This is a genomic window from Terriglobales bacterium (assembly GCA_035567895.1).
Classification (GTDB): domain Bacteria; phylum Acidobacteriota; class Terriglobia; order Terriglobales; family Acidobacteriaceae; genus Gp1-AA112.
The window spans coordinates 18,845-44,257 of sequence record DATMPC010000076.1; the positions used below are offsets into that span (position 1 = coordinate 18,845).

Below are 25,413 nucleotides of genomic sequence, written 5' to 3' on the forward strand. Positions count from 1 at the left end.
GAAACATGCTCCTCACCGGCATTTTTCCTGCACTAACCACTCCCTTTTATCCCGACGGACGCCTCTACCTGAAAAAGCTCGAGCACAACGTCGATCGCTATTCGCGCACTCCCATCGCCGGCATGGCCATTCTGGGATCCACGGGTGAAGTTGTCATGCTCTCGGAAGAGGAACAGCGTGAGGTACTGCGCGTTGCCGTCGAGGTCGCCGCGCCGGAGAAGGTCCTGCTCGCCGGTGTTGGGCACGAGTCGGCGATCAAGACCGTGGAAGCCGCGGAATATGCGGCGAAGCTGAACTACGACGTCGCGCTGGTTCGGACTCCACATTACTACCGTCCGCAGATGAAGCCGGAGAATTTGCTGGCCTACTATCGCTTTGTTGGCGATCGTTCGCCGATTCCGGTGCTGCTGTACAGCGTTCCGCCGTTCACCGCCTACGATCTGCCGGCGGAAGTGATTCAGGAGTTGGCCGAGCATCCGAACATCATCGGCATCAAGGAATCGAGTGGAGTAATTGAGAAGATCGCGGATGTGGTTGCGCGAACTCGTCACATCAAGCGCAAAGCCAATGCGACCGAAGTATTCAACGCGGTGACGGGGCGCATGCTGCTTGGAGTGCTCAAGAATACGGAAGAGCTGGTGAGCGTGGCGGCGCTGGCGGGTTCGGGATCGCCGAGAGTTTCTTCAATTGAGCCGCCAAAGCCCAGCGTGAGAGTCATGCGTCAGAAAGAAGTAGGCTTTCAATTGCTTGCCGGATCGGCGCAGAAGCTGCTGCCGTCGCTCGAGGCGGGAGCCGCTGGAGCTGTGCTCGCCTTCGCAGCAGCCGCGCCCACGGCGTGCTTCGAGGTGTACACCGCATGGAAAGAAGGCGACAAGGAATTGGCGCAACTGAAGCAGCAGCGCATCGTCGAACCAGCGACGCGGGTTGCTAGTCAGCTTGGCATTCCAGCATTGAAGTACGCGCTCGACTTGAATGGCTACTACGGCGGTCCACCGCGTCTGCCACTGCTGCCACTGACAGCGGACCAGCGGGCTGAGGTGGAGAAGCTGATGGCGGATGTGAGGAACTGAAGCTGGGGGTTTCGCAACCTGCTGACCCTTTCTAACCTGTCATCCTGAGGCCCGTTGTTGGCCGAAGGACCTCCCGAGATACTTCAGTTTTCGTCGCACTGTCCCGGCTCCTTAGCGAGAATCCTCGTGAAAAAGCCAGGACGGTGTAAACAAGTCCGAATCATCGCGGCAGGTCCTTCGGCCAACAGAGGGCCTCAGGATGACAATAGTGGAACTTTTCGCCATTCCCAACGCATCCTTCCCGACTTGCATTAGACGAAAGTTGCTGCTCCGCCTGGGCTTAAGCGTCTTATAATTTCAGGTTCACCTGTACAACATGAACGCGGCAGGAATCACACTCAAGGACTATCGATGGCATCAGGGGACTTAGCGGTTCAGGACGTTACCCAGCGTCCCGAGCGCGATCGAATCGTCAATGACTTCAGCATTCAGGTAGCCACCGTCAACGGGTCCGGATCGCAGTCCGCGAATACCGTTCTTCTTCGCAGCCTGTTTCGTATGGGCGTTCCCGTTTCCGGAAAGAACCTTTTTCCGTCGAACATCGCTGGGCTGCCGACCTGGTACACCATTCGCTGCAGCAGGCACAGCTATGTCGCCCGCAAGAAAGAGATCGACATGCTGGTGGCGATGAATGCGGAGACGGCGAAGGAAGACGTGATGTCGCTGGCGGCGGGCGCCTCTGTCATTTATGACGAGCCGCTGAAGCTCGATGCGCTGCGCTCCGATCTGATCTTCTACTCTGTCCCCTACGACAAGCTGGTTGCCGCGGTCTGTCCTGAGGCCAAGCTGCGCAAGCTGGTCAAGAACATGATTTATGTCGGCGTGGTCGCGCAGATCCTCGGCATCGACATGAAGCAGGTGGAAGCCGCGCTGCGCAAACAGTTTGCCAAAAAGGTAAAAGCTGCCGACCTGAACATGAATGCCGCGAAGGCGGGTTTCGACTATGCGGCTGCGTCGCTCACGAAGAAAGATCCGCTCTTCGTCGAGCCGATGAACGAGAACGAAGGCAAGATCATTATCGACGGCAACGCCGCCGCGGCGCTTGGTGCGATGTTTGCCGGAGTAACGGTTGTTACCTGGTATCCGATTACGCCGTCTTCTTCGGTTTGCGAGCAGTTGATCGACTACATGAAGAAGTACCGAATCGGTCCGGATGGAAAAGCCACATTCGCGATCGTGCAGGCGGAAGATGAACTCGCCGCGATCGGCATGGTGCTGGGCGCTAGCTGGGCCGGTGCGCGGGCGATGACTTCGACCTCCGGTCCTGGCATCTCGTTGATGACCGAGTTTACCGGCATGGGCTACTACGCGGAAATTCCAGCGGTGATCTTCGATATCCAGCGTGTCGGGCCCTCCACGGGACTCCCAACGCGGACTGCACAAGGCGACGTCCTGTCGATTGCGTTTCTCGGCCATGGTGACACCAAGAACGTCATGCTCTTTCCTGGAAGCGTGACTGAGTGCTTCTCGATGGCAACGGAGGCCTTTGATCTAGCGGAGCAGTTACAGACTCCGATCTTCGTGCTTTCGGATCTCGATTTAGGAATGAATAACTGGATGTCTGAGCCGTTCGCGTATCCGGAGAAGCCGCTGCAGCGCGGAAAGGTGCTGAGCGCGGAAGATCTGACTCGCCTCGGCGGATTCGCGCGATACAGAGATGTGGACAAAGACGGAATTCCCTATCGCACGCTGCCCGGCACGGACCATCCGGCGGCGGCGTACTTTACGCGTGGTTCCGGGCACAATGACAAGGCGCAGTACAGCGAGCGTCCGGACGATTATCAGAACAACATGGAGCGCTTGAACCGCAAGTTCGAAACCGCACGCTCCTATGTGCCTCGTCCTGAAGTTGTAGCGGATCGCGGAGAAAAGGCCGGGATCATCGCTTATGGGAGCAGCGATTTTGCGGTGCGCGAAAGCCGCGATCAGCTCGAGCACGAGTACCGAATTAGGACCGATTATCTACGCATTCGGGCGTTTCCGTTCAGCCGCGAAGTGCACGAGTTCGTGGCGAAGCACGAGCGGGTTTATGTCGTGGAGCAGAATCGCGACGCGCAAATGCTGAGTTTGCTGAAGCTTGATCTAAATACGTCGCAGACTCCGAAGCTGCGGAGCGTGCGTCACTTCAACGGCCTGCCGATCGACGCGCGCTCGGTAACCGACGACATCATTTCCCAGGAAGGGAAGTAGTTCATGGCGACCACTCCAACATCCACTCCGGCCCCGAAGACGAACCGGCTCGGACTGCAGGTTATCGACTATCGCGGCGGCAAGACTACTCTATGCGCCGGCTGCGGTCACAACGCGATCTCCGAGCGCGTGATCGACGCCATGTACGAAATGGGCGTGCAGCCCGAGCGCGTGCTCAAGCTATCTGGAATCGGCTGCTCATCGAAGACCCCGGCTTATTTCATCAGCCGTGCGCATAGCTTTAATTCCCTGCATGGTCGCATGCCGTCGGTCGCGACCGGCGCAGTGCTTGCGAATCGCAGCATGCTCTCCATTGGGGTAAGCGGCGACGGCGATACTGCGTCGATCGGCATGGGACAGTTCATCCATCTCATGCGGCGCAATCTACCGATCATCTACATCATCGAAGACAACGGCGTATATGGATTGACTAAAGGTCAATTCTCCGCAACCGCCGACCTGGGATCAAAACAGAAGTCGGGAGTGATCAATGATCTGCCTGCGATCGACACATGTGCGCTGGCGATCCAGATGGGCGCAACCTTCGTTGGGCGATCCTTCTCGGGCGACAAGAAGCAATTGCTCACGATGCTGAAGGCGGCTATTGCGCATCGGGGAACGGTGATGCTCGACGTGATATCGCCCTGCGTCACGTTCAATGACCATGAGGGCTCGACCAAGTCCTACAAATACGTTCAGGAGCACGAGGAGGCGATCTCTGAGGCCGGATTTGTGCCGCACTTCGAGGATATCGCGGTCGATTACGATCCCGGATCGACATTCGATGTGCAAATGCACGACGGTTCCCATCTGCGTCTGCGCAAGCTGCACGAGGATTACGATCCCACCAACAAGACGAACGCAGTGAAGAACCTGATGGAAGCGCATGAGAAAGGCGAGGTTCTCACTGGAGTGTTCTATATCGATACGCAGAAGCCAAACTTCGTTGATCTGCTGCACATCACGGAGACGCCGCTTGCGCATCTGCCGCAGGAGGTTGTGCGTCCACCCAAGCGCGCGTTGGACGAGGTGATGGAGAGCCTGAGGTAGAAAAAGCACTCAGCACTGCGCACTCAGTATTCAGCCGGTGTACTTCATGGGCTTCCTACAACGTCGCTGCGATCCGCAAAACCCGCGATAATGTCAGTATTCTCAAAAGTCGTTGGTCAGCTGAATGCTGAGTGCTCTCTTTCATGAAAGTATTCGTCACAGGTGCAACCGGATTTGTCGGCAGCCATGTTGCTGAGCTGCTTCAACAGCAGGGGGCGGAGCTGCGCCTGCTGGTGCGCCGAGGCAGTCGAACGGACAACATCGACTCTCTTCGCGCCGATCGCGTTGAGGGTGATCTCGGCGATTTCTCTTCTCTGAGTCGCGGGATGTCGGGCTGCGAAGTTGTGTTTCACGTTGCTGCCGATTACCGATTGTGGGTGCGCAATCCCCATGAGATGTACCGCGCTAATGTTGACGGAACTCTCTCGGTGATCGATGCCGCGCGCCAGGCGGGTGTAAAGCGCGTTGTCTACACGAGCTCAGTCGCGACGATGGGATTTTTGTCTGACGGTACGGTCGTGGACGAAGACACGCCGGTCGATATTTCGCACATGATCGGCCATTACAAGCGTTCGAAGTTCATGGCGGAGCAAGCTGCGCTGGCAGCTGGCCGGGGAGGAGCGCCGGTAGTGGTGGTGAATCCGACAACACCGATTGGTGAGCGCGACATCAAGCCGACTCCGACTGGGCGGATCATCGTAGACTTTCTCAATCGTAACTTTCCCGCATACGTGGATACCGGACTCAATCTCGTCGATGTGAAGGAAGTTGCGCGCGGACACCTGCTCGCGATGGAGAAGGCCAAACCTGGCGAACGATACATTCTGGGTGGGGAGAACCTTACGCTGAAGCACATTCTAGACATGCTGTCGGCGATCACCGGATTGCCATCTCCGAGTATGAAGGTACCGCACGCTGTGGCACTCGGCTTCGCTGCATTTGATCAATTCTTTACCGGCACGCTGCGCCGCAAGGAGCCGCGGGCAACCGTGGAGGCCGTCCGCATGGGACGCAAGAAAATGTTTGCCTCCTCTGCCAAGGCAGAACGCGAACTGGGATATCGCGCAGCGCCGGTGGAGGACGCATTGCGCCGGGCCTCGAAGTGGTTCGCACACCACGGATACGTGCGCCAGCCCGTACCGGCTGCAATGGGAGTTGCGAGCTGATGGCGCGCGTGGGAATTATCGCGGCAATGTTTCGCGAGGTCCATCCTTTGGTGCGCAACATGCAGCCCCTCAAGTATCTGCCCGATGGCCGAGTGCAAATCTATCAAAGCAAGAATGCCGTGATCGCTTATGCCGGAATGGGACGCGATCCAGCCATGATCGCAGCTCGTGCGGTGTTGTCCATAGGAGAGATCAGCTTGCTAGCGTCCGTCGGATGGGCAGGAGGATTAAATCCGAGCGCTGCAGCGGGCAAGGTCGTCCATCCTGCCACGGTCATCGATTCCCTTTCCGGGAAGCGATATTCTGCTGGAGGCAGCGGAGGCACGTTAGTTACGGTTCAACTCGTTGCGGGTCTCGAGGAAAAGCGGCGGCTGGGTGAACAATACCGAGGCGACTATGTGGACATGGAAGCTGCCGCGATTGCGGAGTGTGCCGAGGAAGCTAAGATTCCTTTCCACTGCTTCAAGGCGATCTCCGACGCTCACGACGCACGCCTGCCCGATATGAATCAATTCAATCGCAGTGGCCAGTTCAGTGCCTGGCGGTTCATAGCCCACATCGCTGTTCGTCCGTGGCTGTGGCGTGTGGTGTCCGACATGAGCAAGGCCTCCCTTGATTCTCGCGATGCGCTATGCAAACGGCTCGAGCAATGGATCGCTGAGAACGCTTCCACCGCTTTGAAGCCGGAAACCAGCAAAGCCGGTTAGTGCGTAACAGAATCCGCTCGCGATTGCGTGCGGTGACCCTAAGCTAAAATGGAGCTACGCGCCCGTAGCTCAGTTGGACTAGAGCATTTGCCTTCTAAGCAAAGGGTCGCAGGTTCGAATCCTGCCGGGCGCACCATTATTACCTCTACACTGATAGTTCTTGTATCGGGCGAACTTCGACGCCACCGAGACGAATGATGGGGATCTTTGATGCCACGCGGATGGCCTCCTTCAGATCCTTGGCGTCAATCAGGATGAATCCGCCAATTTGCTCTTTCGTCTCAGCAAAAGGACCATCAATTACCGATATCTTGCCTCTCTTTATCCGTACAGTGCTGGCAGCTCGAACGGGTTGAAGCGCTTGAGCGACGATAAATCGGCCTTTTTTCTGCAGCACTTCGTTATAGGCGAGCGATTCAGCCGTTAGAGCATCCGACTCGCGCTTCGATAAGGCAGTCAGTTTCTTCTCATCAAAAAAGACTGTGCACAGGTACTTCATTCGTCCTCCACGTTCATAGATATTCTGCGTTCTCACAAAATCGACGTCTCAACCGGGCCGAAATGGACATTCCGGTTTTAGAAAATTGGCGCCAATCGCATTTGCCGATTTGCAAACTGGTTGTAATTCAACTTTTACAGCGTGGTGACAATCACAGGAGTACGAAGCGAGTAGCCTCCGAAACGACGCGCCTGGGACAGGACGCGATCTAAATGCCAGGAGGTGGCAAGTGGCGATTGTGAATCAGTTAGTCAGTCATCACGACAAAACTTTTCCGGTGGTCTCGCGAAGGGCCGGCGTTGCGACCATCATGTTCCTTTTTCTCCTAGTCGGTTCGTCTTTGATTCATGCGCAGGCGACAAGAACGCAGCAAAGCGAGCAGATCCTCCAACCGGGCGGCGACACGGTCGAGCACGACACGTTCGGGACTGGCGTCGCGATTAGCGGCAATACTATGGTTATCGGCGCCGAAAACGCCGACGGAAATGAGGTTGGTGCGGGAGCTGCCTTCATTTTTGACAAGATCGGCGACAACTGGGTGCAGACTGCGAGGATATTCGCGGCCGATGGGCACGCGCAACCTTTGCCAAGCGAGCCGGGCAAGTTTGAGTCTGATTCGTTCGGTTTAAGCGTTGCAATCAGCGGAGATACTGTCGTCGTCGGTGCTCCGGATCACATCCATCCCGGCATAGGGGGACCCTCTGCAAGAGTCGGGGCTGTCTACGTGTTTCAGCGTCTGAATGGCGTCTGGACTCAGCAAGCGGAGCTGTTCTCACCAAATCCTAATGTCCACGACAATTTTGGAGGTCAGCAGGGCAACTCCCTTGCAGGAGGCGTCGGCATCAGCGGGAACACGATCGTCGTGGCAGATGCCGGCAACTTCCAGTTCAACAACATCCCCGCGGGCATCGATGTTTTTAACCGCATAAACGGTACCTGGACCTTCACCACTCAGCTGACCGTACCGGCTGATTTCTCGTTCTTTCCCAACAGTCTGGCCTTTGATGGAAAGACGCTGGCGGTCGGCTCAAACATCAGCGATACCTTGACCGCTCCTTTCGCCGGAGTGGCTTACGTCTTCCAGTTCAACGACGGTCAATGGTCTGCCCCAATGACCTTGGCTGCCGATGATGCGACGTCCGGAGCCCAATTCGGGAACGGAGTCGGCCTCAGCGGCAACTTGATTGTCGTTGGCGCGAACTTCGCACCGGGTGCTACGTCGCAGTCGGGCGCAGCTTACATTTTTGCTGGTGAAGGAGATTCCTGGCGACAGAAAGCCAAGCTTATCTCCAACGACGGGCAGGACTTCGACCAGTTTGGAGTCACCATCGCCGTCAGCGGACGAACGGTGCTTGTGAGCGCAAGCAATCACACGCCGCCGGTCGCAGACGCTACAGCGGGCGGCGCGGCATATGTATTTCGTCACAGAGATGGCGGATGGCAGCAGACCGACGAGCTCTTTGCCAGTGACGCTATTGGAGGAGGAGACTTCGGCGCCAGCGTCGCGATTCAAGACAACACCCTCATCGTGGGAGCCGATGGTCAGCATCCCCCGGTGGAGGGCTATCCCGGTGGGGAGGCTTATGTCTTTCGCCTGAATCCTGAGTAGAGGATAGTGGCTTCGGTTGTAAGGTAGAGACGCAGCAAGCTGCGTCTCTACCTTGCTCGGGAGCAATACTGGATGATCGCGTGTTGAATCATTTTCATGGCAATAGCCCACCGTTTCCGGGCCTGACCTTCATCCTCGCCATATCCATTGAGGTAAAACGTGATGTAGAAGCACTCCCGCACTTCGACGCGACGATCGATGCAGTGGCGAACAGTAAACTCAGCAGCACTTGCCATTTCCGGCGCGTGCCGTAATAACTTTGCGAGTGCTTGCACGAAGTGCTCATTTTCGGAGAATTGGGTGCGGCGTTCTTTGTCGGCAAACAATAAATCCACATACGATCCGAACTTGCAGGGTTCGCCGAAGACTTCGTCATCCGCATTGATTTCGCGGCTTGTCCAAGCGTCGCACTTAGCGGTCTCGAAAGGAGAGTCCGGCGAGTTGGCCCACTTCAGGAATTCGGCGAGGTCAGAGTATGCGCAGGCTTCAGGAATCTCCAACAGAAGTTCGGGCTGGCGCTTGAGGTCGAGGAAACGTGAAGAGCCATCTTCGAGGCTCCAGGGAATCTCGAGTTGGGGATCGTCGGCGCCTAGTTCGACTGTCCATTCGGCGAGCATGGGTTTCCAGTTAATTCCAAGGCATTGATGACATGGGCGTATTCGAGACCCTTAAAAACTGTCATTCCTCGCTCCGCCGCGATGCATTTTCGAACACGAAACAGCTGATGCGGAGCGGGGAATCTGCTGTTTTCTTTGCGTCAATCATGTAACAGCGAACAGCAGATCCCCCGCGCAAAAAGCGCGCGAGGGATGACAGTCTTTGAAAGAGAGTGCGTACTGAAACTTCTCGCACCATTATGCGAAATCGCGTCGGGTCTTCTTCGAGCGCCAATAAAGCGCCAGCCCGATCAAGATCGCGAGGCCCGTTCCGCCGATCAGCTTTAGTTCGAAGACGGCGGTGCTTGTGGTCTCGCCCGGGGGAATCATGGAGATCCCCATGGCCAGCAGGCAGATCAAAAATCCCAGCGAACCCACGATCCAGACGCCAGTACGTCCGCCTGGGACTAGCACTGCGTCTGGGCTCTGCTCGCGGTCGCCGCGATACGCGAGCTTGATCGCAGCGGCATACATATAAAGGAAGGGCAGAAAGTAAAGGATAATGGCCGCATCCACGAGCACCTGATAGGCTCCGTTTACAGTCTCATAGAACTGTGCCAGGACGAGCACAGCAGCCGAGATTACGGCTTGAATCAGAATGGAAATGTAAGGCGTCTTCCAGCGCGGATGGATCTTCCCAAAAAAGGACGGCAGATAGCTGTCGATACCGACGGCGAACGGCACGCGGGCGACTCCGGCAACCGTGGTGCCTACGCCTCCTGCATTTCCCACCGTTACGAGCAGCGCCGCCAGAACTCCAAGGAAGCCAAGCCCGACCAGATTGGAGCCGTGGGCGATCGCCTGAAACACTCCGCTCTTGGGATCGACGTCGCCCGGCTGCACAAGCACCATCGTCGCGATCGTGCCCAGCATGTAGATGGCCGCGATTAGAACTCCTGAACCGAGGATAGCGCGAGGAAAGGTTCGCTTCGGATCGCGCACTTCGTCGGACATGGCGCAAACGAGTTCCATGCCCGTGAATGCGAACGCAATTTGCGACCAGAAGTTCACGGTATCAAAGTTCCAAACCGGGAGCGTGTTATGCCAGGTGATATGAGTCTGCGATCCATGCCGCACAAAGACCAGCGCAGCCACTCCGACAAGGATCAGCAACGGGGTATACGTGCCCACGCCGCCGGCGTTCTGCAGCCACTTGCCGATGTTGAGGCCCACGATATTCATGCCCACGGCAACCGCCAGCAGCAAGAGCGAGCCGGTAAGCAGGAATCCGCGATCGTTGGCCAGGTGGCCACGTCCAGCGCCTCCGATGTATGCGCTCATCGCTGTGCTTGCTACCAGCAGTCCGGGAAAGTAGAAGAAGGAGTAGACCCAGTACGACCATCCAGCGACGAAGCCATGGAAGTCGCCGAAGGCCTCGCGGGTCCAGACGTACAGGCCGCCTTCTGCAGGAAAGCGTGTCGATAGTTCGGTGATTACCAGCGTCGTGGGGAAGAAAAAGAAGACGGCGGCCAGCGCCCACAAGCTGAGAGAGGACGTTCCGTTATGGGCCGCAGCAGCGATCCAGCGAGGTCCGAGAACGGCAGCGATATTGAAGAGGAGAACATCCCAAAAGCCCATTACACGGCGAAGCTGTGAAATGACTTCTCGATGGGGATGGGCCAAGCTCTGCGCCTCCGACTAGCCGCAAATAAAATCCCGGCCGCTAACGACCGGGATTCAAAGCCTACCAGATTTTTCGCGGAGTATTGCTAGCGACGCAGGAAGTAAAGTGCTCCTCCAGCAATCCCAAGCGCTCCCAGAAACAGAATGAGCGGGAGGTAAGAGGAGGTCTGCGGCAACTTTGCACTGCTTTCGGGCTGTTGAGCAGGAACTGAAGCCTGCGCTTGAGCAGGTTCCGGCTGCACAGCCGCCGTTGAGGTTTCCGACGGGGCCTCAACTCGCTGACGCTGCTGGGCCGCGGTGGCGCTGTTTTCTCTCGGGTTCACCCGAGCCGCCGGCTGATCGCTTTGTGGCAACGCAGGCATGCGGTTCTCGGCTACCAGCGTGTTCTCTTCCGCGGGAGCCTGCGCTACTTCGGTAGGCCCCAGATTTCCCGTTCTGACTCCGGCGGCATTGAGCTTTGCAATCGTCTCGTTGTCGAAGGACTTGGATGCCTTGCGGGTCTGCGCTTTGATGAGCCGCGCAATCTCAGCAAGGCTCTTTGTCGGAGTTGCAGGTGCGGGTGCTCCTGACGCGAACTGCTGGATGCCGACCTCGAACCTCTCGCTGCTGTTGGCGGAAGTGTTAGTTCCAAAGGAAGCTCCTTCGGAACTCCCGGAAACCGGGGAAACATAATTCGGATCGTAGACCGAGGGGCCGGTGGACGTCCTCGGATCGTTCGCATTCGATATCGGCGCCCCCACGGCCGGACCGCTGCCGGGAAGAGCGATATCGGGAGTGGAGATGATCGGAGCAACGGGAGCCATTGGCGCGCTCGATGTTGTCGCGTATCCACCCATGGTTGTGATCTGACCGAAGCATGCCAGAGATGTAATTAAGGCAAGCGAGAGTAGAACCTTACGGAACATTTGAAACTCCTGGGATGTGTTTCCCACATCCCCGTTCGGCACCGTTGTGCCGTTGTTCTGCAACCTTGGATGTGTCAGCTTTTCAGAGGGATGCGATAGTACCCCTTAAAGCTTACAATTTCCACTGTTTTAGGCGGAAATTGGACCTTATTCCTAATCATTCTGGGTATCTTCGCGGCTGAAAACCGGCCTGAACTGGGGGTGGTTGAGGCTTCGGGCCATGCACAGGCTTCATGGATTGATAGACTCAAGGTATGCCTGTTCCTCAAGTCCAGCCGGCACCTGTCAGCCAGCCTTCCGGTACTCCTATCGCCTACTTCGAGTGCTCAAAATGCGGCGAACGCCTCGACGCTAAGGTTCCACAGACGCTCTGTCCTAAGGACGCCGGTTCGCTGTGGGTTCGTTATGACCTGAAACAAATTCGGGCTCGCGCCGATCGCGATGAGATTGCCTCGCGCACGAGCACCATGTGGCGCTACCGCGAACTGCTTCCCGACGCCGAACCGGTAACGCTGGGCGAAGGCTTCACCCCGATGCTTGCCAGTCGCAAGCGTCCCAATTTGTGGATCAAGGACGAAGGCGCAAATCCCACGGGCTCGTTCAAAGCGCGTGGCCTTTGCATGGCTGTGACCATGGCAAAGCACTATGGGCTGAAGAAGCTCGCCATTCCCTCGGCGGGAAATGCCGCGGGAGCTCTGGCCGCATATGCGGCTGCTGCCGGAATCGAGGCAAACATCTTCATGCCCCAGGACGTACCTGAGGCGAATCTGGTTGAGTGCAAGGCTTACGGAGCGAATGTCACATTGGTGGATGGGCTGATCAGTGATTGCGCGCGCATCGTCAGCGAGCGCAAGCAGGCTGAAGGCTGGTTCGATATTTCCACACTGAAAGAACCATTCCGGGTGGAAGGGAAGAAGACCATGGGGCTGGAAGTTGCCGAGCAGCTTGGATGGCGCCTGCCCGATGCGATCTTCTATCCCACTGGCGGCGGAGTTGGATTAATCGGTATGTGGAAGGCTTTTGATGAGTTGGAGCAGCTTGGCTGGCTCACTACCGGCTCGAAGCGTCCCAAAATGGTAGCGATCCAGGCGAGCGGGTGTGCGCCCATTCCGAAAGCGTTGGAGGAAGGGAAGAACGTTTCTGAGGCGTGGAAGGATGCTCACACGTTCGCTTCCGGACTACGCGTTCCCAAGGCCTATGGCGACTACCTGATCCTGGATTTTGTTCGCCGCAGTGGAGGAACGGCCATCGCCATCTCGGACGAGGAGATGTTGGCTTCGTTGCTGGAATGGTCTCGCGATGAGGGAATCTTTTTATGCCCTGAAGGAGCCGCTGCCACAGCAGCGTACGACAAGTTACTGGCCAGCGGATTTTTGAAACCCAGTGATGAAGTCGTGATCTTCAACACCGGAACCGGTCTGAAATACATCGATGTGATCTCGCAGGCGATGGGGATTACGCGTTCGACGAACGGGACAGGGTCGCAGAACTCCGGGGAGCGAAAGATCGGGGGAATTATTGGGCCGTACTAAGAGCTCCGGTTCCAGCTGCCCTATGTGAGGAGTCAATCAGGCAAGCACTGTCATCCTGAGGCCCACCGTTGGCCGAAGGATCTGCCGCGATGTTTAGGGCTCCGTTGCACGGTCCAGGCTCTTACACGAGACTCTTCGTGTAAATGCCGCGACGATGCAAGTCCATCTGAAACATTACGGGAGATCCTTCGGCCAACACCGGGCCTCAGGATGACAGAATAAACGCGCGCTGACGATCGACAGAAGATGACCGAACGCCTCTACTATAACGACTCCTTCCTCTACGATTTTCGCGCCAGCGTTCTCGATACGCGGGAACTCAAGCGCGACGGCAACCAGTCCACATGGGCGGTGAAGCTGGACCGGACAGCGTTTTATCCGACGAGCGGTGGCCAGCCCTTCGATACTGGACGGCTTACGACCGAATCCAAATCGGGAGTGCCCCTCGAAGTTGCCGTTGACGATGTCTTTGAAGACGAAGAAGAGGGTGAAGTTTGGCACCGAGTGGCAAAAGTTCTGCCACCCGGCGCGAAAGTGCGCGGGCTGATCGACGCTGAACGCCGGCGCGACCACATGCAACAGCATACAGGTCAGCATCTGCTGTCAGCAGCGTTCGTCCAGTTGCTGAACGCGAAGACGGTTTCATTTCACCTCGGCGAGGAAATTTCGACAATCGACATCGATCTGCCGACTGCCTCGCGAGACGACCTTGTGCGGGTTGAGCGCCTTTCGAACGAAGTTATCGCTCAGGATCGTGCGATCGCTGTTCGCTATGCCACGCGCGAGGAGGCGGCACAGATGGGCGTCCGCAAGCTCCCGGAGCGCGAGGGCGAGATTCGCTTGATCGATATCAAGGACTTCGACCTCAATGCCTGTGGGGGAACCCACGCGCAAAGCACCGGACAAATCGGTGGGCTGCTTATTCGTCGCACAGAGAAAGTTAAGCAGGGTCTGCGGATCGAGTTCGTCTGTGGATTGCGCGCAACCAAGGTAGCCCGACGCGATTTCGAGATTCTGAGCGAAGCGTCTGCACTCTATCCCTGCGCTCCAGGAGACCTGCCTGCCAACATAGGCAAGCAACGCGAAGAGGCGCGCGTAGTTCAGAAACGGGAAGGGAAGCTGCTGGAAGAACTCGCGGAGCTCAAGGCCGCGCAGTTGATTCATGAGACAGCCAATAAGCCTGCCCCCAGAGTGATCGTGCAGGTATTTGAAGACCGGGATGCGAACTTCGCGAAGCTGCTTGCACAAAAGCTGACGAAAAGCACGGCAGGCATGATCGCATTGCTAGCCTCGGCACAGACACCTCCAGCGCTGGTATTCGCGCGTTCCTCGGATCTCACTCCCGATATGGGAAGCCTGTTGCGTGAACTGGTCACAGCAGCCGGCGGCCGTGGCGGAGGCGGGAAAGATTTCGCCCAAGGTGGAGTGCCAGATAAGGAGAAGTTGCGATCGGTGCTCGAAGACGCAACGCGTCGCGTGGCATAAAGCATCGCGCTGGCAGGCCAACCAGAGCACTGATAAAATCGGCCTACCTGCCTAACGTGGGGCTATAGCTCAGCTGGGAGAGCGCATCGTTCGCAACGATGAGGTCGTCGGTTCGATCCCGACTAGCTCCACCATCTTCTGATTCTGGAAGTTCGGGCGAATCGCCGCCAATAAATGAGGATGGATCGGCCCAATGCTTTGCAATTCCCGCGAAGGTTCGCGTGGTCGGCTTACAAGGCTGTCACTCGTCTGTGGACCAGCAGGAAATAAAGAGCTACGCCGATCAGCAACAAACCATTGGCCGTAAGCACGACGGGAGCCGTGAACACGGGGACCATCCAGCCGGATACGAGATTGCCGAACGGCATGCCGCCGCGAAAAGCGCAGTTGTAAACGCTCATCACGCGTCCGCGCATTTCATCCGTGGTGATGAGCTGCACCAGCGAACTCACACTGGCAAACACTGCCATGATCGCGAATCCAAACAGTACCAAAACAGCACAGCTGAAGGCCAATGACCTGGAGATGGCAAAGCCGGCGATCGTGGCGCCGAGGCAAAGCAGCATGAGGAGAGCCCGGCGTCCTTTCCCCGATGCGTTGCCGAGGCTCGCGATGGCTAGCGATCCGCAGATGGAACCCACACCCATGAGCGACAGCAGATCGCCATAGATTCGTGGGCCGGCGTGGAAGATGTCGTTCACATAGACGGGAATGTAGGTACGCAGTGGCATGCTGAGCGCGGTCATGCAAAAGGCCAGCACAATCAACGCGGCCATGGACTCCTGGCGGCGCACGAACTTGATACCCAGCTTCAGACTGGTGAGTACGGATTCGTTCGCGCTCTTAGGCACAAAGCGGTTGGAGATGAGAAGCAGGGCGATAATGGGTGCGATGAAAGAAGCGGCATTCAGCCCGAAGCACCAGGTTTCGCCGATGCGTGCCAGCGCCTGTCCGGCGAGCGCCGGTCCGATTGTCACTGCCATGTTGAACTGAATCGAATTGAGCGCGATGGCGTTGGGCATGTCTTCGCGCTTGACCAAAGTGGGAATCAGCGCCTGGTAGGCGGGACCTCCGAACGCCTGGGCGAAGCCGGAGACGACCGAGAGACAGAGGATGTGCCAAATGTGGACCGCGCCCGTGGCAACCAGAATCGCCAGCAGGCCCGCACTTGCGAGCTGCACGTACTGCGACCCGAGAAGAATTCGTCTTCTTTCCACGCGATCGGCGACAACGCCCCCGATCAGGGAGAAAAGAAAGATGGGGATTCCGCCGAGAAACTGATCGAGTGCGAGCAGAAATGGGGAATGGCTGAGGCGATAGATCAGCCAGCTCTGGGCCACGATCTGCATCCAGGTCCCGATGCTGGAGATGCAGGCCCCGAACCACATCAGACGGAAATCGCGATAGGAAAATGCCTTGAAAACGCGCGTCAGAATGGACGGCTTGACGGATACCGGCAGCCCAGGTGCATCAACTTCGCTCGGCAATTAATCTTCGTCCTTCAACTTCAGCTTACACTTTGACGCTCACCTAAGCGAAGCGTAACCCAGTGGGACGAATGGCCGTCACTTTGCACCCGAAAACTGTCAGTGGATGTCGACGCCGCCGTGAATGTGAATCACTGGCCGACGAATCACGATGCGCCCGGCGTCGTCGTGGTAATAGTAATAGTCGCGTCCCTGGTAGCGGTAGCTCTGGCAGCCGTACTTCTTCGCCTGTCCCGGAGGCATTCCGCAATTTCCCCAGCCAGTCTTTTTGCCCTTGCTCCATCCCGGCGGTGGACCATCGTGTTTGTCGTAGGTGCGATATTCGTAATCGCCGCGGTGTTCCCAACGATCGTCATCGCGGTCGTCGCCCTGTTGGTTCTGGTGCTTGTTGCCCTTGTCTTTTCCGTTGCCGTGGTCGGCTGCGGCCGGTAACGCAATCGCGAAGGCGCCGAAGAGCAAGATCGTTCCGAACCATTGTTTTGACATGCGTCTCTCCCGTCGTGACGAGTCGAAATTCAGCCTTCCAGAAGTTTAACCCCGAGAGATTAGAGAGCCATAGTTACTAAAGGGGTGAGCGACCTGAGGATCAGTCTGGGTAGGGTTTTGCATTTGCTATTCTGATTTTTCTCATGCGAGCTTTTATAGGAATCCTCCTCCTTCTTATTGTTGTTGCGCTGCTCCTTCTCTTGACATTCTCCGCGACTCCGGTTGTAACGCTTCCAACCACGCTCAACACGATCGGCCAGGCGACGCCGGTTGTTGCGACGATCGCTGCTCCCCATGGCATCCGCATGGCTGTTGCATACGTAGAGCAGAACGGCGAGCGCTACAAGCTCGCAGATGTGGAACATCCGGCGCGGCGCTTTCGCTGGCTGCGTAGAGCGCCTGAGCACACCCTGAAGTTCACGGCTGGAGTGAAAAGCACTCCGCAGCTGAAAGACGGCAGCGCTCGCTTGATCGTTGAAGCCACGTCGAACGATTTTCGCGGCGCGACAGTCGAGGCTGCCCGCGATGTGACTGTGGTGACGCAGCCGGTGAAGGTGAGCGTCGATTCCGACCAGCACTACTTGTACGTCGGCATGGCGGATCTAGTCACCTATAACGTGTCGGGCTCTCCGACGGCCTCGGGCGTACGCGTAGGTGACGAGACCTTTCGCGGCTGGCCGATGCCGGGTGGCAAGCCGGGCCAGTTCTCTCTCTTCGCTTTCTCCTGGAACATGCCCTTGAACACCGAGCCGGTGGTCTATGCCACAGGGCCCGGAGGTGACGAGGCGCATGGGAAGATGCTGATCAACTTCCCGAAACGGGAGCAACCGAAGTATCGCGTGCGCGACCTCCAGATCGACGATAAGTTCATAGAGAAGGTCGTGAACGAACTGGATCCCAACGGCTCCGGCGATATGGTTGAGCGTTTTGTCCGCATTAACAGCGAGATGCGCAAATCGAACAATCAGACGCTTGCTGATCTAAAAAACAAGACAGAGCCAAGGTTTCTGTGGTCGCAGCCGTTTCAGCAGCAGCCCAACACCAAGGTTGAGGCCAACTTCGCCGATGTGCGCAATTACATCCACAACGGCAAGAAGATCGACCAGCAGACGCACCTTGGGTACGATCTTTCGAGCACCCAGCATGTCGGCGTGCAGGCGTCGAATGACGGGCGTGTAGTCTGGGCCGCGCCGTTGGGAATCTACGGCAACTGCATCGTAGTGGATCACGGTTATGGTCTGCAGACGATTTATGGCCACTTGAGCGAGATCGATGTGCACGAAGGCGACATGGTGAAGCGCGGCCAGGTAATGGGCAAGAGCGGCATGACCGGCATGGCCGGAGGCGATCACATCCACTTCAGCATGCAGCTAGAAGGCATTCAGATCGATCCCAAGGAGTGGTGGGACGCGCACTGGATCAAAGACCATGTTGCGCGTCGAGTTGAGCTGCCGGGATCCACCAGCTAAGGCCGATTGCGGCTGTGGTGCTCGCCGCATCGCCCATACGTCTCATCCAATGAAATCTGATTGCGGTCTTGTAATATGAGCACCCATGAAACGACACCTTTCCAGGCTCATTGTTTTGTTTGTGCTCGCTTCTAGTACTGTCCGTGTGATTGCACAGACCCAGGCTGCAGATCCAGAATCGCCGGAGGCCAAGCAGGCCCGGCTCGCCTGGTTCAAGGAAGCCAAGTACGGGATGTTCATCCATTGGGGGCTCTATGCCATTCCTGCCGGTGAATGGAAGGGCAAGCAAATTCCCGGATTGGGAGAGTGGATTATGAATCGCGCCCACATTCCGGTCAAAGAGTATGAGCAACTGACGAAGCAGTGGAATCCGGTGAAGTTCGACGCCGATGCCTGGGTGCAGCTAGCCCAGGACGCAGGCATGAAGTACATCGTGATTACCTCGAAGCACCACGACGGTTTCGCTCTCTTCGATTCCAAAGTGAGCCGCTACAACGTGGTGGCGGCGACGCCGTTTCATCGCGACATCCTGAAAGAGCTGTCCGCAGCTTGCCAGAAACGTGGAATGCCGCTCGGCTTCTATTACTCCCAATCGCAGGACTGGCACGAGCCGGGCGGCGCAGGCAATGATTGGGACTTCGGTCCGGATCAGGGACCCGATAAGAAAGAGCTAAAGGACTATGACGGATACCTTCGCGGCAAAGCCGAGCCGCAGGTGCGCGAGCTGCTCACAGACTATGGTCCGGTTGCGCTTATCTGGTTCGACACGCCGCGAATGATGACTCCTGAGCGCGCTCAGCGGTTCGCCAGCATCCTGCGCACTGTGCAGCCGAAGACACTGATTGATGGCCGCCTCGGTGCGGCCGGCGACTATGTTTCTACCGGCGACAACGTGATTCCGTCGGCCGTTCAGACTGAGTACTGGGAGGTGCCGGCCACCACAAATCACACCTGGGGATTTCGCAAGGACGATCAGGATTGGAAGTCACCCGGCGAAATCACATTCAAGCTCGTCGACATCGCCAGCAAGGGCGGCAACTATCTGCTGAACGTTGGACCGATGTCGAATGGAGTGATTCCACAGGCGAGCCAAGACAATCTAAGGACCGTCGGGCGCTGGCTGAAGGCAAACGGCCAGGCGGTGTATGGAGCCGGACCATCTCCGTGGGGCGACGAGATGGGCGAGCCGAGCAGCAGGGGAACCAAGGACCTGCGCGGCCAGCCGCTTGTGCTTCCGCACAACGAATGGCGGGCAACTACCAAGCCAGGAAAAGTTTACTTCACGTTTTTCCAGGAGCCGCGCGTGCCATTTGAGCTGCCGCCAATGAAGAACACTGTGAAGCGTGCCTATCAACTCGCAGACGGTAAGGCAGTGGAGATCAAAGAGGAAAGCGGGAAGAAGCAGCTCGTCTTGTCTCGTCCCATTTTGGATCCAATGGCAACCGTCGTCGTTGTCGAAATCGAGGGAACCAACGTGGAACGCTGACGCATGCCAACGACTCTCCAGAGCGGCGAACTGAAAGCGACCTCGGCTGAAGACCTTCGTCAATTCAGGGAAGTGCTTTCGGCTGCGAACTATACAGGTCCTCGTCACACGGAGTTTCTTACACCGTTTGAACTCGTGGCACCGCGAAATCTGCCTCACCTGGTGCGAATCTCGGCGCCCGAATCGCAGCTTAAGACCCTCGTTCTCATGTTTCTCTTTGGAATGCCAACCGACACTGCGGCGGCACGCGAGGCGGTACACCCGGTGTCACTGGAAACGCTCGAGCAGATGGGATTGTTGCAGGTAGAAGGAGGGGTTGCTACTGCAAAGGTTTCACTTGTGCCGTTCGGGAATCTTGTGGTGGCAGTAGATCTACACGAGAAAGTTTACAACGGAGCTCCCTCCGACCTAGTCATGGGAATGACTCAAAGCACATTGGAGCTCGGCAACATAACGATACGAAGATCATCACGGAAGACGCTGGACTTCGGCACTGGCAGTGGGATTCAGGCGTTTCTGGCCGCTGCGCACAGCGACCATATTTACGCCGTTGATTGTTCCAGTCGGGCGTTGAATTTTGCGCGCTTCAGTGCCGCACTGAATGGCATCTCGAATATTGAATTTATCGAAGGCAACGGATTCGACGCAGTCCGGGGACTACGTTTTGACCTCATCGTTGCCAATCCGCCGTTCGCCGTTACTCCTGAGCGGCGATACATTTATCGAGACAGCGGAATGCACTTGGATGGATTTGCCGAAGCACTGGTTCGCCGTGCGCCGGAGTTTCTTGAGGAAGGTGGATTTTTTCAATGCCAGTGCGACTGGGTGCACCTCGCGGGAGGCAACTGGCAGGAACGGCTTTCAGGCTGGGTGAAAGGATCCGGCTGTGATGCTTGGATCATTCGCCAGCAAACGCTGGCTCCGCCCGTCTACGCGGAAGCCTGGATTCGCTCCACGGAGCAGGACGACCATACGACCGCCGTGCGCCTTTGCGAGGAGTGGAGTCAGTTTTACCGTAAAGAGAATGTTGAGGCCATCAGCACCGGCTTCATTTGTCTCCATCGCACAGGTGGGCCGCCTAACTGGGTACGGGTCGATGATCCGGTTGGGGACATCGCTGACAACTCGGGGGAGTCGATCGAGTTAGGATTCGCAACCCGCGACTTCCTCGAAGTCACGCGCAGTGATGAGGCTCTGCTGCAAACGAAGTTAAAAGCTTCACCCAAAACGCGTCTTTTGCGGGAAGCCGAGTGGTCGCCGAATGGATGGCAGACTGTGAAATCAAAAATCGCGTTGGCTCAGGAATTGTCCTACACCGCAAATATCGATGCTCCAGTTGCAACCCTGATTGCCCATTGCGACGGACAGGCCACCCTGGCCGAACTTATGACCAAAATGGGCGATGGATTAGGAGTTGCGGTCGAGCGGCTCGTTCCGGCAATCATGCCTTTGGTCCGCCAACTGATTGAGCGCGGATTCCTGTTGCCGCCGACTATGATGGCAAACTCTCAAAACCATCAAAAACTGGATAGTTGATCTTTTTCAATTCCGGCACATGGCCGACAAAGAGGTGAACCCTTTTGGGCAAACTTGCAAAGAGCCTCCTCTTATTCACGCTGCAGTTTTGGTTCTGGGGAATGATGAGCGCACAGTCGAACCACGAGCTGCGTTCACCCGATGGTCGAATCCAAATCAAGATTCGTGTCGGCGAGAAGATCCAATATGACGTGCTGTTAGGCGGGAGAACGCTGCTTGAGAACAGCACGTTTTCGCTCGATGTCGAGCATAAACCGCTGGGTCTGCAGCCGAAGGTGGTCGAGGCGAAGGAGCGGGAGAACGATCAGATAATCAAGCCCACGGTACGCCAAAAGTTTGCGCAGATTCGTGACCACTACAAGGAATTGCGCCTCAGCATGGAGGGCGGGTACGGGGTAGTCTTCCGCGCTTACGACGAAGGCATCGCCTATCGCCTCGAAACCTCTCAGGCAACGCAACAGGTGAAGGTCTATGGCGAGCAGGACAACTGGAACTTCCCCAGTAATTTGGTGGCCTATTATCCGCAGGAAGACAGTTTCTTCTCCCACAATGAACGCAAATATCTGCCGCAGTTCCTGAGCGGAATTGGGACAGGATCGCTGGCGAGTCTGCCTGCCGTTGTAGACGCAGGAGGCACAAAGGTAGCGATCGCGGAATCCGATGTAGAAGATTACCCGGGCATGTGGTTGCGAGGCACTAGCGGCAACGGACTCGCTGCGGCTTTTCCGCCGTATCCATTGAAAGAAAAGCTGGAAGGTGACCGTGACTTTCGGGTTGTCGAGAGTGCCGACTACATCGCGGTCACTTCCGGGACGCGAACCTTCCCGTGGAGAGTGATTGGTATCGCGGAGAAGGATGGCGATCTACTGACAAACGAGTTGGTCTGGTTGCTGCAGAAACCGTCGGAACTGCAGGACACTTCCTGGATCAAGCCGGGAAAAGTATCTTGGGACTGGTGGAACGCCAACAACATTTCTGGTGTCGATTTCCAATCGGGAATTAATACTCAGACTTACAAGTACTACATCGACTTCGCCGCTAAGTACGGTATTCCCTACATAATCCTCGACGAGGGCTGGTACAAGCGGGGTAACGTGCTAGACGTAGTTCCTGAAATAAATATGGAGGAACTTACCACCTACGCGAAACAGAAGAACGTCGGAATCGTTCTGTGGGTCGTCTGGAAGACGCTCGACGATCAACTGATTCCGGCGCTCGATCAATACGAAAAATGGGGAATCAAAGGGATCAAAGTTGACTTCATGCAGCGTAGCGATCAGCCTGTAATGAACTTCTACGCAAAGGTGTGTAGGGAAGCTGCCAAGCGGAAGATGCTGGTGGATTTTCATGGCGACCAGAAACCAGCTTCGATGACGCGCACGTGGCCCAACCTGATCAACGCGGAGGGTGTCCGTGGGCTTGAGTGGAGCAAGTGGAGCGCCGAGACCGAGCCAGAGCACAACGTTACGCTGCCTTTCACGCGCATGTTCCTCGGCCCAATGGACTACACGCCCGGAGCGATGCGCAACGCATCGAAGAAAAGCTTTGCTCCGATCCACAACCAGCCAATGTCGCTCGGTACGCGTTGCCATCAGCTCGCAATGTACGTCGTCTACGAGAGCCCATTGCAGATGCTGGCGGATACTCCGTCAAACTACTTGCGAGAGCCCGAAGCGATGGAATTCCTCGCGGCGGTTCCGACGGAATGGGATGACACGAAAGTGCTCGATGCGAAGATCGCCGACTACGTTGTGGTCGCCAAACGAAACGGACTCGATTGGTATATCGGGGCGATGACTGACTGGACTCCGCGCAGCCTTGATATTGACTTGTCCTTCTTGCCCGAGGGAAGTTTCACAATGGACGCCTACCAGGATGGCATCAACGCGGATAGATGGGCGAGCGACTACAAGAAGAAGACGACGCGCGTGAATAAAGGCACAAAGGTGACGATCAAGCTCGCACCCGGCGGAGGCTGGGCGGCGAGAATCCATCCTTAAGAGTGCTACAAGGATTGAGGCAGTAGGAAAGGGCATCGGCTTCAGCCGTGCCGTTAACGAACAATCAAGACTCCGGCTTAGCCGCTGGTTCCGTCGGGCAGCGAATACTTCGGACCAAACGAAAGACTTACCTCAGCGGCTAAAGCCGGACAAATTGGCGGTGCCCTCGACGGCACGGCTAAAAGCCGATGCCCCTCCCTAAACACATCGCTGGAAACTAGACGAGTTTTGGCTGGCTACTTCCCACTGGTTTCATTCCAGAGAAAAGCCAGCTCGTCTGCTGTGTCGTTGACCAGTTGCTGAAGCGAGACTCCGGAGCTGTGTCCCGCTTTGAGCTCGTAATGCAGCAGCACAGGGCGATCACTTCCGTCCTCGGCTTGAAGCAATGCAGTCATCTTACGTGCGTGCAGCGGAGCCACACGCGTATCCGAATCGCCGGTATTCAGCATGATCGCTGGATATTTCGTGCCCGCCTTCACGTTCTGATACGGAGAGTACTTGATCAGGTATGCGTATTGCTCAGGTTCTTCAGCAGAGCCGTACTCCGACGTCCACCAGCGCCCGACGAGGAACTTGTGGAAGCGAATCATGTCGAGCAACGGATAGCCGACCCAAATCGCTCCGAACAGATATGGACGCTGCGTGAGCGCAGCCCCCATCAGCAGGCCGCCATTGGAGCGTCCGCGAATGGCTAGACGCGCAGGCGAGGTGTACTTGTTTGTGACCAGGTACTCGGCCGCGGAGAAGAAATCGTCAAAGACGTTTTGCTTCTTCTCGAACATGCCCGCCTTGTGCCAGGCTTCACCGTACTCGCCTCCACCGCGCAGGTTAGGTTGCGCGTAGAAGCCGCCTTGTTCCATCCACCAGGCGTACTCAGGATTCCAATGCGCAGTTTGCGAAAGCAGAAAACCGCCGTATGCGTACATTAAGGTCGGTACGCTCCCGTTCTGCTTCAGACCTTTCTTCGACGAAATAAACATGGGCACGCGCGTGCCGTCTTTCGAGTTGTAGAAGACCTGCTTCACTTCGTATGCGTCGGAGTTGAACGGGACCTTGGGTTTGGCAAAAACATCAGCCTTTCCAGTCGCAATGTCGTAGTGATAAATCACAGGAGGGATGTTGAAGGAATCGAATGTGTAAAAACCGTGTTTGGAATCTTCGCGCCCGAAGACCTCCGATGCCGAGCCCAAAGCAGGATATGTAATGGTGCCGGTTTGCTTACCGTCAAGGGTGAATATGCGCGTCTCGGTGACGACGTCGTGCAGTCCGGTGACAAAGAGTTTGCCGCCGACGATCGAGATTCCCGAAATGGCATCCTTGCCCTCGGGAACGATGACTTGCCACTTGTCGGCAACCGGATCGCTCATGGTTATCTTGAGAACTCGATAATTCTCGGCCTGGTAGTCGGTCAGGACATATAGATCGTCGTCATAGTTCACCGGCGTAAAGCGGCTGTCGATGCCGTGGATCATCTCGCGAAGTTCAGAATCGGGCTTGCGCAGATCCTTGGCGTAGATGTCCACGCGCTTGGCTGGCACACCGTGACCTACAGAAATTAGTAAATATCGTCCGTTCTCGGTGATGTCGGGAGAGATGAGTTCCATCTGTCCGAACTTCTCGCCCTTGTATTCCTTGCCGAAGACAAGCTGATCGGAATCCAGCGGACTCCCGATGTGGTGGTAATAGACGATCGTGCCCGTGGGTTCATATTTTGCGTAGTACAGTCCCTGCTTGTCGGGAGACAGGTTCACGCCGCTGTAACGCGCGCGGGGCAGAACGTCGGCGAGCTCCTTGCGATTTGGTACGTCCATCAAGTGAACGGTTTGTTCGTCGGCTCCGCCCTCACGCACTCCGTACGCGAGCAGCGAGGCATCTTCGGAAACGTCATTCACGTGCACCGACGTATTTTGATCGGCGCTCAACTTCGTCGCATCGATCAGCCGTTCATCGCTTCCATGCAGACCCTTGCGGATGTAGATTGATGCCTGGTTCTCGTCGGGCAGCCGCTTGGTATAGAAGTACGTGTCATTGCGCTCGATTGGGATCCCAATCGTCTCGACGTGCTCGAGTTCGGTGAGCCGTTTGACAAGCTCTGGCCTCACCTTCACCTGCGACAAGTACTGCTGCGTGTAGCGCATCTGCGAGTCGATCCACGCGCGCGTCTCCGGACTCGATTGATCTTCAAGCCAGCGATACGGATCGGTGAGCGAGTGTCCCGAAACGGTATCGGTCACTGGCTTGGCCTCCGTTGGCGGCGGTGCCGGAAGAGTAATTCCATGACCTCCGTGAACTTCTTTTTGTGGAAGGTCAGCAGCAATGGCAGCCAAGCAGGGAAGAAGGGTGCAGAGGATGAGTAACCGGATTTTCATGAGCAAAGTTGTACCACGAACCGTGGGGCCATAGGCGATAGGCGATAAGCAATAGGCTAAGAGCGGAGCGCCGGGCGCCCCTCGCCCC

The 25,413-nt window shown here is 56.8% G+C and carries 19 protein-coding genes and 2 tRNA genes; 14 read left to right on the forward strand and 7 right to left on the reverse strand.

Going from position 1 to position 25,413, the window contains the following annotated elements; translation table 11 throughout:
- The first annotated feature begins 5 nt into the window (after positions 1-5).
- The 6 genes from VNX88_15720 to VNX88_15745 all read left to right on the forward strand — a co-directional run bounded on the left by VNX88_15720 (position 6) and on the right by VNX88_15745 (position 6,319).
- On the forward strand, positions 6-1,070 hold the full coding sequence (locus VNX88_15720) for a dihydrodipicolinate synthase family protein (protein HWY70117.1): 1,065 nt from the start codon (positions 6-8) through the stop codon (positions 1,068-1,070).
- 351 nt (positions 1,071-1,421) lie between these two features.
- The gene (locus tag VNX88_15725) at positions 1,422-3,260 is read left to right on the forward strand and encodes a 2-oxoacid:acceptor oxidoreductase subunit alpha (protein HWY70118.1); all 1,839 of its coding nucleotides are present in this window, start codon (positions 1,422-1,424) and stop codon (positions 3,258-3,260) included.
- Between the two features lie 3 nt (positions 3,261-3,263).
- On the forward strand, positions 3,264-4,310 hold the full coding sequence (locus VNX88_15730; protein ID HWY70119.1) for a 2-oxoacid:ferredoxin oxidoreductase subunit beta: 1,047 nt from the start codon (positions 3,264-3,266) through the stop codon (positions 4,308-4,310).
- A gap of 143 nt (positions 4,311-4,453) precedes the next feature.
- Positions 4,454-5,476, forward strand: coding sequence for a hopanoid-associated sugar epimerase (gene hpnA / locus VNX88_15735; GenBank protein HWY70120.1), 1,023 nt, complete (start codon positions 4,454-4,456; stop codon positions 5,474-5,476).
- Positions 5,476-6,183, forward strand: coding sequence for a hypothetical protein (locus VNX88_15740; GenBank protein HWY70121.1), 708 nt, complete (start codon positions 5,476-5,478; stop codon positions 6,181-6,183). Before hpnA ends, VNX88_15740 begins: the two co-directional genes overlap by 1 nt.
- Positions 6,184-6,241: 58 nt before the next feature.
- Positions 6,242-6,319: transfer RNA gene (locus tag VNX88_15745), tRNA-Arg, on the forward strand.
- A gap of 9 nt (positions 6,320-6,328) precedes the next feature.
- On the opposite strand, the gene VNX88_15750 is transcribed toward VNX88_15745, so the two are convergent.
- Entirely contained in the window at positions 6,329-6,682 is a 354-nt protein-coding gene (locus VNX88_15750) for a YciI family protein (GenBank protein ID HWY70122.1), read from the reverse strand.
- A gap of 229 nt (positions 6,683-6,911) precedes the next feature.
- Between VNX88_15750 and VNX88_15755 the strand changes: the two genes are divergently transcribed.
- Entirely contained in the window at positions 6,912-8,291 is a 1,380-nt protein-coding gene (locus VNX88_15755; GenBank protein HWY70123.1) for an FG-GAP repeat protein, read from the forward strand.
- Positions 8,292-8,338: 47 nt separating this feature from the next.
- Here VNX88_15755 and VNX88_15760 read toward each other — a convergent pair whose 3' ends face one another.
- The 3 genes from VNX88_15760 to VNX88_15770 all read right to left on the reverse strand — a co-directional run bounded on the left by VNX88_15760 (position 8,339) and on the right by VNX88_15770 (position 11,475).
- A complete protein-coding gene (locus VNX88_15760; GenBank protein HWY70124.1) occupies positions 8,339-8,908 on the reverse strand; it encodes a hypothetical protein in 570 nt (189 codons plus the stop codon).
- Between the two features lie 237 nt (positions 8,909-9,145).
- A complete protein-coding gene (locus VNX88_15765; protein HWY70125.1) occupies positions 9,146-10,570 on the reverse strand; it encodes an APC family permease in 1,425 nt (474 codons plus the stop codon).
- Positions 10,571-10,656: 86 nt separating this feature from the next.
- Complete coding sequence (locus VNX88_15770) at positions 10,657-11,475, reverse strand: hypothetical protein (GenBank protein ID HWY70126.1); 819 nt, start codon at positions 11,473-11,475, stop codon at positions 10,657-10,659.
- Positions 11,476-11,729: 254 nt separating this feature from the next.
- Between VNX88_15770 and VNX88_15775 the strand changes: the two genes are divergently transcribed.
- The 3 genes from VNX88_15775 (at position 11,730) to VNX88_15785 (ending at position 14,626) form a co-directional block, all read left to right on the forward strand.
- Complete coding sequence (locus VNX88_15775) at positions 11,730-13,007, forward strand: threonine synthase (protein HWY70127.1); 1,278 nt, start codon at positions 11,730-11,732, stop codon at positions 13,005-13,007.
- Positions 13,008-13,253: 246 nt separating this feature from the next.
- Positions 13,254-14,492 (forward strand): DHHA1 domain-containing protein, encoded by a 1,239-nt coding sequence (locus tag VNX88_15780; protein ID HWY70128.1) that lies wholly within the window; start codon positions 13,254-13,256, stop codon positions 14,490-14,492.
- Positions 14,493-14,550: 58 nt separating this feature from the next.
- Positions 14,551-14,626, forward strand: a tRNA-Ala gene (locus VNX88_15785).
- A 96-nt stretch (positions 14,627-14,722) separates the two neighbouring features.
- On the opposite strand, the gene VNX88_15790 is transcribed toward VNX88_15785, so the two are convergent.
- Both VNX88_15790 and VNX88_15795 read right to left on the reverse strand, forming a co-directional pair.
- A complete protein-coding gene (locus VNX88_15790; GenBank protein ID HWY70129.1) occupies positions 14,723-15,979 on the reverse strand; it encodes an MFS transporter in 1,257 nt (418 codons plus the stop codon).
- A 99-nt stretch (positions 15,980-16,078) separates the two neighbouring features.
- Positions 16,079-16,465 carry a hypothetical protein gene (locus VNX88_15795; GenBank protein HWY70130.1) on the reverse strand — a complete coding sequence of 129 codons (387 nt, stop codon included), beginning with the start codon at positions 16,463-16,465 and terminating at the stop codon, positions 16,079-16,081.
- Positions 16,466-16,608: 143 nt separating this feature from the next.
- On the opposite strand from VNX88_15795, the gene VNX88_15800 reads away from it, so the two are divergent.
- The 4 genes from VNX88_15800 (at position 16,609) to VNX88_15815 (ending at position 22,956) form a co-directional block, all read left to right on the forward strand.
- Complete coding sequence (locus VNX88_15800) at positions 16,609-17,934, forward strand: M23 family metallopeptidase (GenBank protein ID HWY70131.1); 1,326 nt, start codon at positions 16,609-16,611, stop codon at positions 17,932-17,934.
- A gap of 85 nt (positions 17,935-18,019) precedes the next feature.
- Complete coding sequence (locus tag VNX88_15805; GenBank protein HWY70132.1) at positions 18,020-19,420, forward strand: alpha-L-fucosidase; 1,401 nt, start codon at positions 18,020-18,022, stop codon at positions 19,418-19,420.
- 3 nt (positions 19,421-19,423) lie between these two features.
- Positions 19,424-20,956 carry a class I SAM-dependent methyltransferase gene (locus VNX88_15810; GenBank protein ID HWY70133.1) on the forward strand — a complete coding sequence of 511 codons (1,533 nt, stop codon included), beginning with the start codon at positions 19,424-19,426 and terminating at the stop codon, positions 20,954-20,956.
- Positions 20,957-21,000: 44 nt separating this feature from the next.
- Positions 21,001-22,956: a glycoside hydrolase family 97 protein gene (locus VNX88_15815; GenBank protein ID HWY70134.1), complete on the forward strand. Its 1,956-nt coding sequence runs from the start codon at positions 21,001-21,003 to the stop codon at positions 22,954-22,956.
- A gap of 236 nt (positions 22,957-23,192) precedes the next feature.
- Here the strand turns inward: VNX88_15815 and VNX88_15820 are convergent, their stop codons facing one another.
- On the reverse strand, positions 23,193-25,325 hold the full coding sequence (locus VNX88_15820) for a prolyl oligopeptidase family serine peptidase (GenBank protein ID HWY70135.1): 2,133 nt from the start codon (positions 25,323-25,325) through the stop codon (positions 23,193-23,195).
- Between the last annotated feature and the right edge of the window lie 88 nt (positions 25,326-25,413).

Coding starts and splice junctions, on each gene's coding strand:
- VNX88_15805 (HWY70132.1), top strand. CDS start 18,020: ATGAAACGACACCTTTCCAGGCTCATTGTTTTGTTTGTGCTCGCTTCT.
- VNX88_15810 (HWY70133.1), top strand. CDS start 19,424: ATGCCAACGACTCTCCAGAGCGGCGAACTGAAAGCGACCTCGGCTGAA.
- VNX88_15730 (HWY70119.1), top strand. CDS start 3,264: ATGGCGACCACTCCAACATCCACTCCGGCCCCGAAGACGAACCGGCTC.
- VNX88_15720 (HWY70117.1), top strand. CDS start 6: ATGCTCCTCACCGGCATTTTTCCTGCACTAACCACTCCCTTTTATCCC.
- VNX88_15775 (HWY70127.1), top strand. CDS start 11,730: ATGCCTGTTCCTCAAGTCCAGCCGGCACCTGTCAGCCAGCCTTCCGGT.
- VNX88_15800 (HWY70131.1), top strand. CDS start 16,609: ATGCGAGCTTTTATAGGAATCCTCCTCCTTCTTATTGTTGTTGCGCTG.
- hpnA (HWY70120.1), top strand. CDS start 4,454: ATGAAAGTATTCGTCACAGGTGCAACCGGATTTGTCGGCAGCCATGTT.
- VNX88_15750 (HWY70122.1), bottom strand. CDS start 6,682: ATGAAGTACCTGTGCACAGTCTTTTTTGATGAGAAGAAACTGACTGCC.
- VNX88_15725 (HWY70118.1), top strand. CDS start 1,422: ATGGCATCAGGGGACTTAGCGGTTCAGGACGTTACCCAGCGTCCCGAG.
- VNX88_15795 (HWY70130.1), bottom strand. CDS start 16,465: ATGTCAAAACAATGGTTCGGAACGATCTTGCTCTTCGGCGCCTTCGCG.
- VNX88_15760 (HWY70124.1), bottom strand. CDS start 8,908: ATGCTCGCCGAATGGACAGTCGAACTAGGCGCCGACGATCCCCAACTC.
- VNX88_15770 (HWY70126.1), bottom strand. CDS start 11,475: ATGTTCCGTAAGGTTCTACTCTCGCTTGCCTTAATTACATCTCTGGCA.
- VNX88_15780 (HWY70128.1), top strand. CDS start 13,254: ATGACCGAACGCCTCTACTATAACGACTCCTTCCTCTACGATTTTCGC.
- VNX88_15820 (HWY70135.1), bottom strand. CDS start 25,325: ATGAAAATCCGGTTACTCATCCTCTGCACCCTTCTTCCCTGCTTGGCT.
- VNX88_15740 (HWY70121.1), top strand. CDS start 5,476: ATGGCGCGCGTGGGAATTATCGCGGCAATGTTTCGCGAGGTCCATCCT.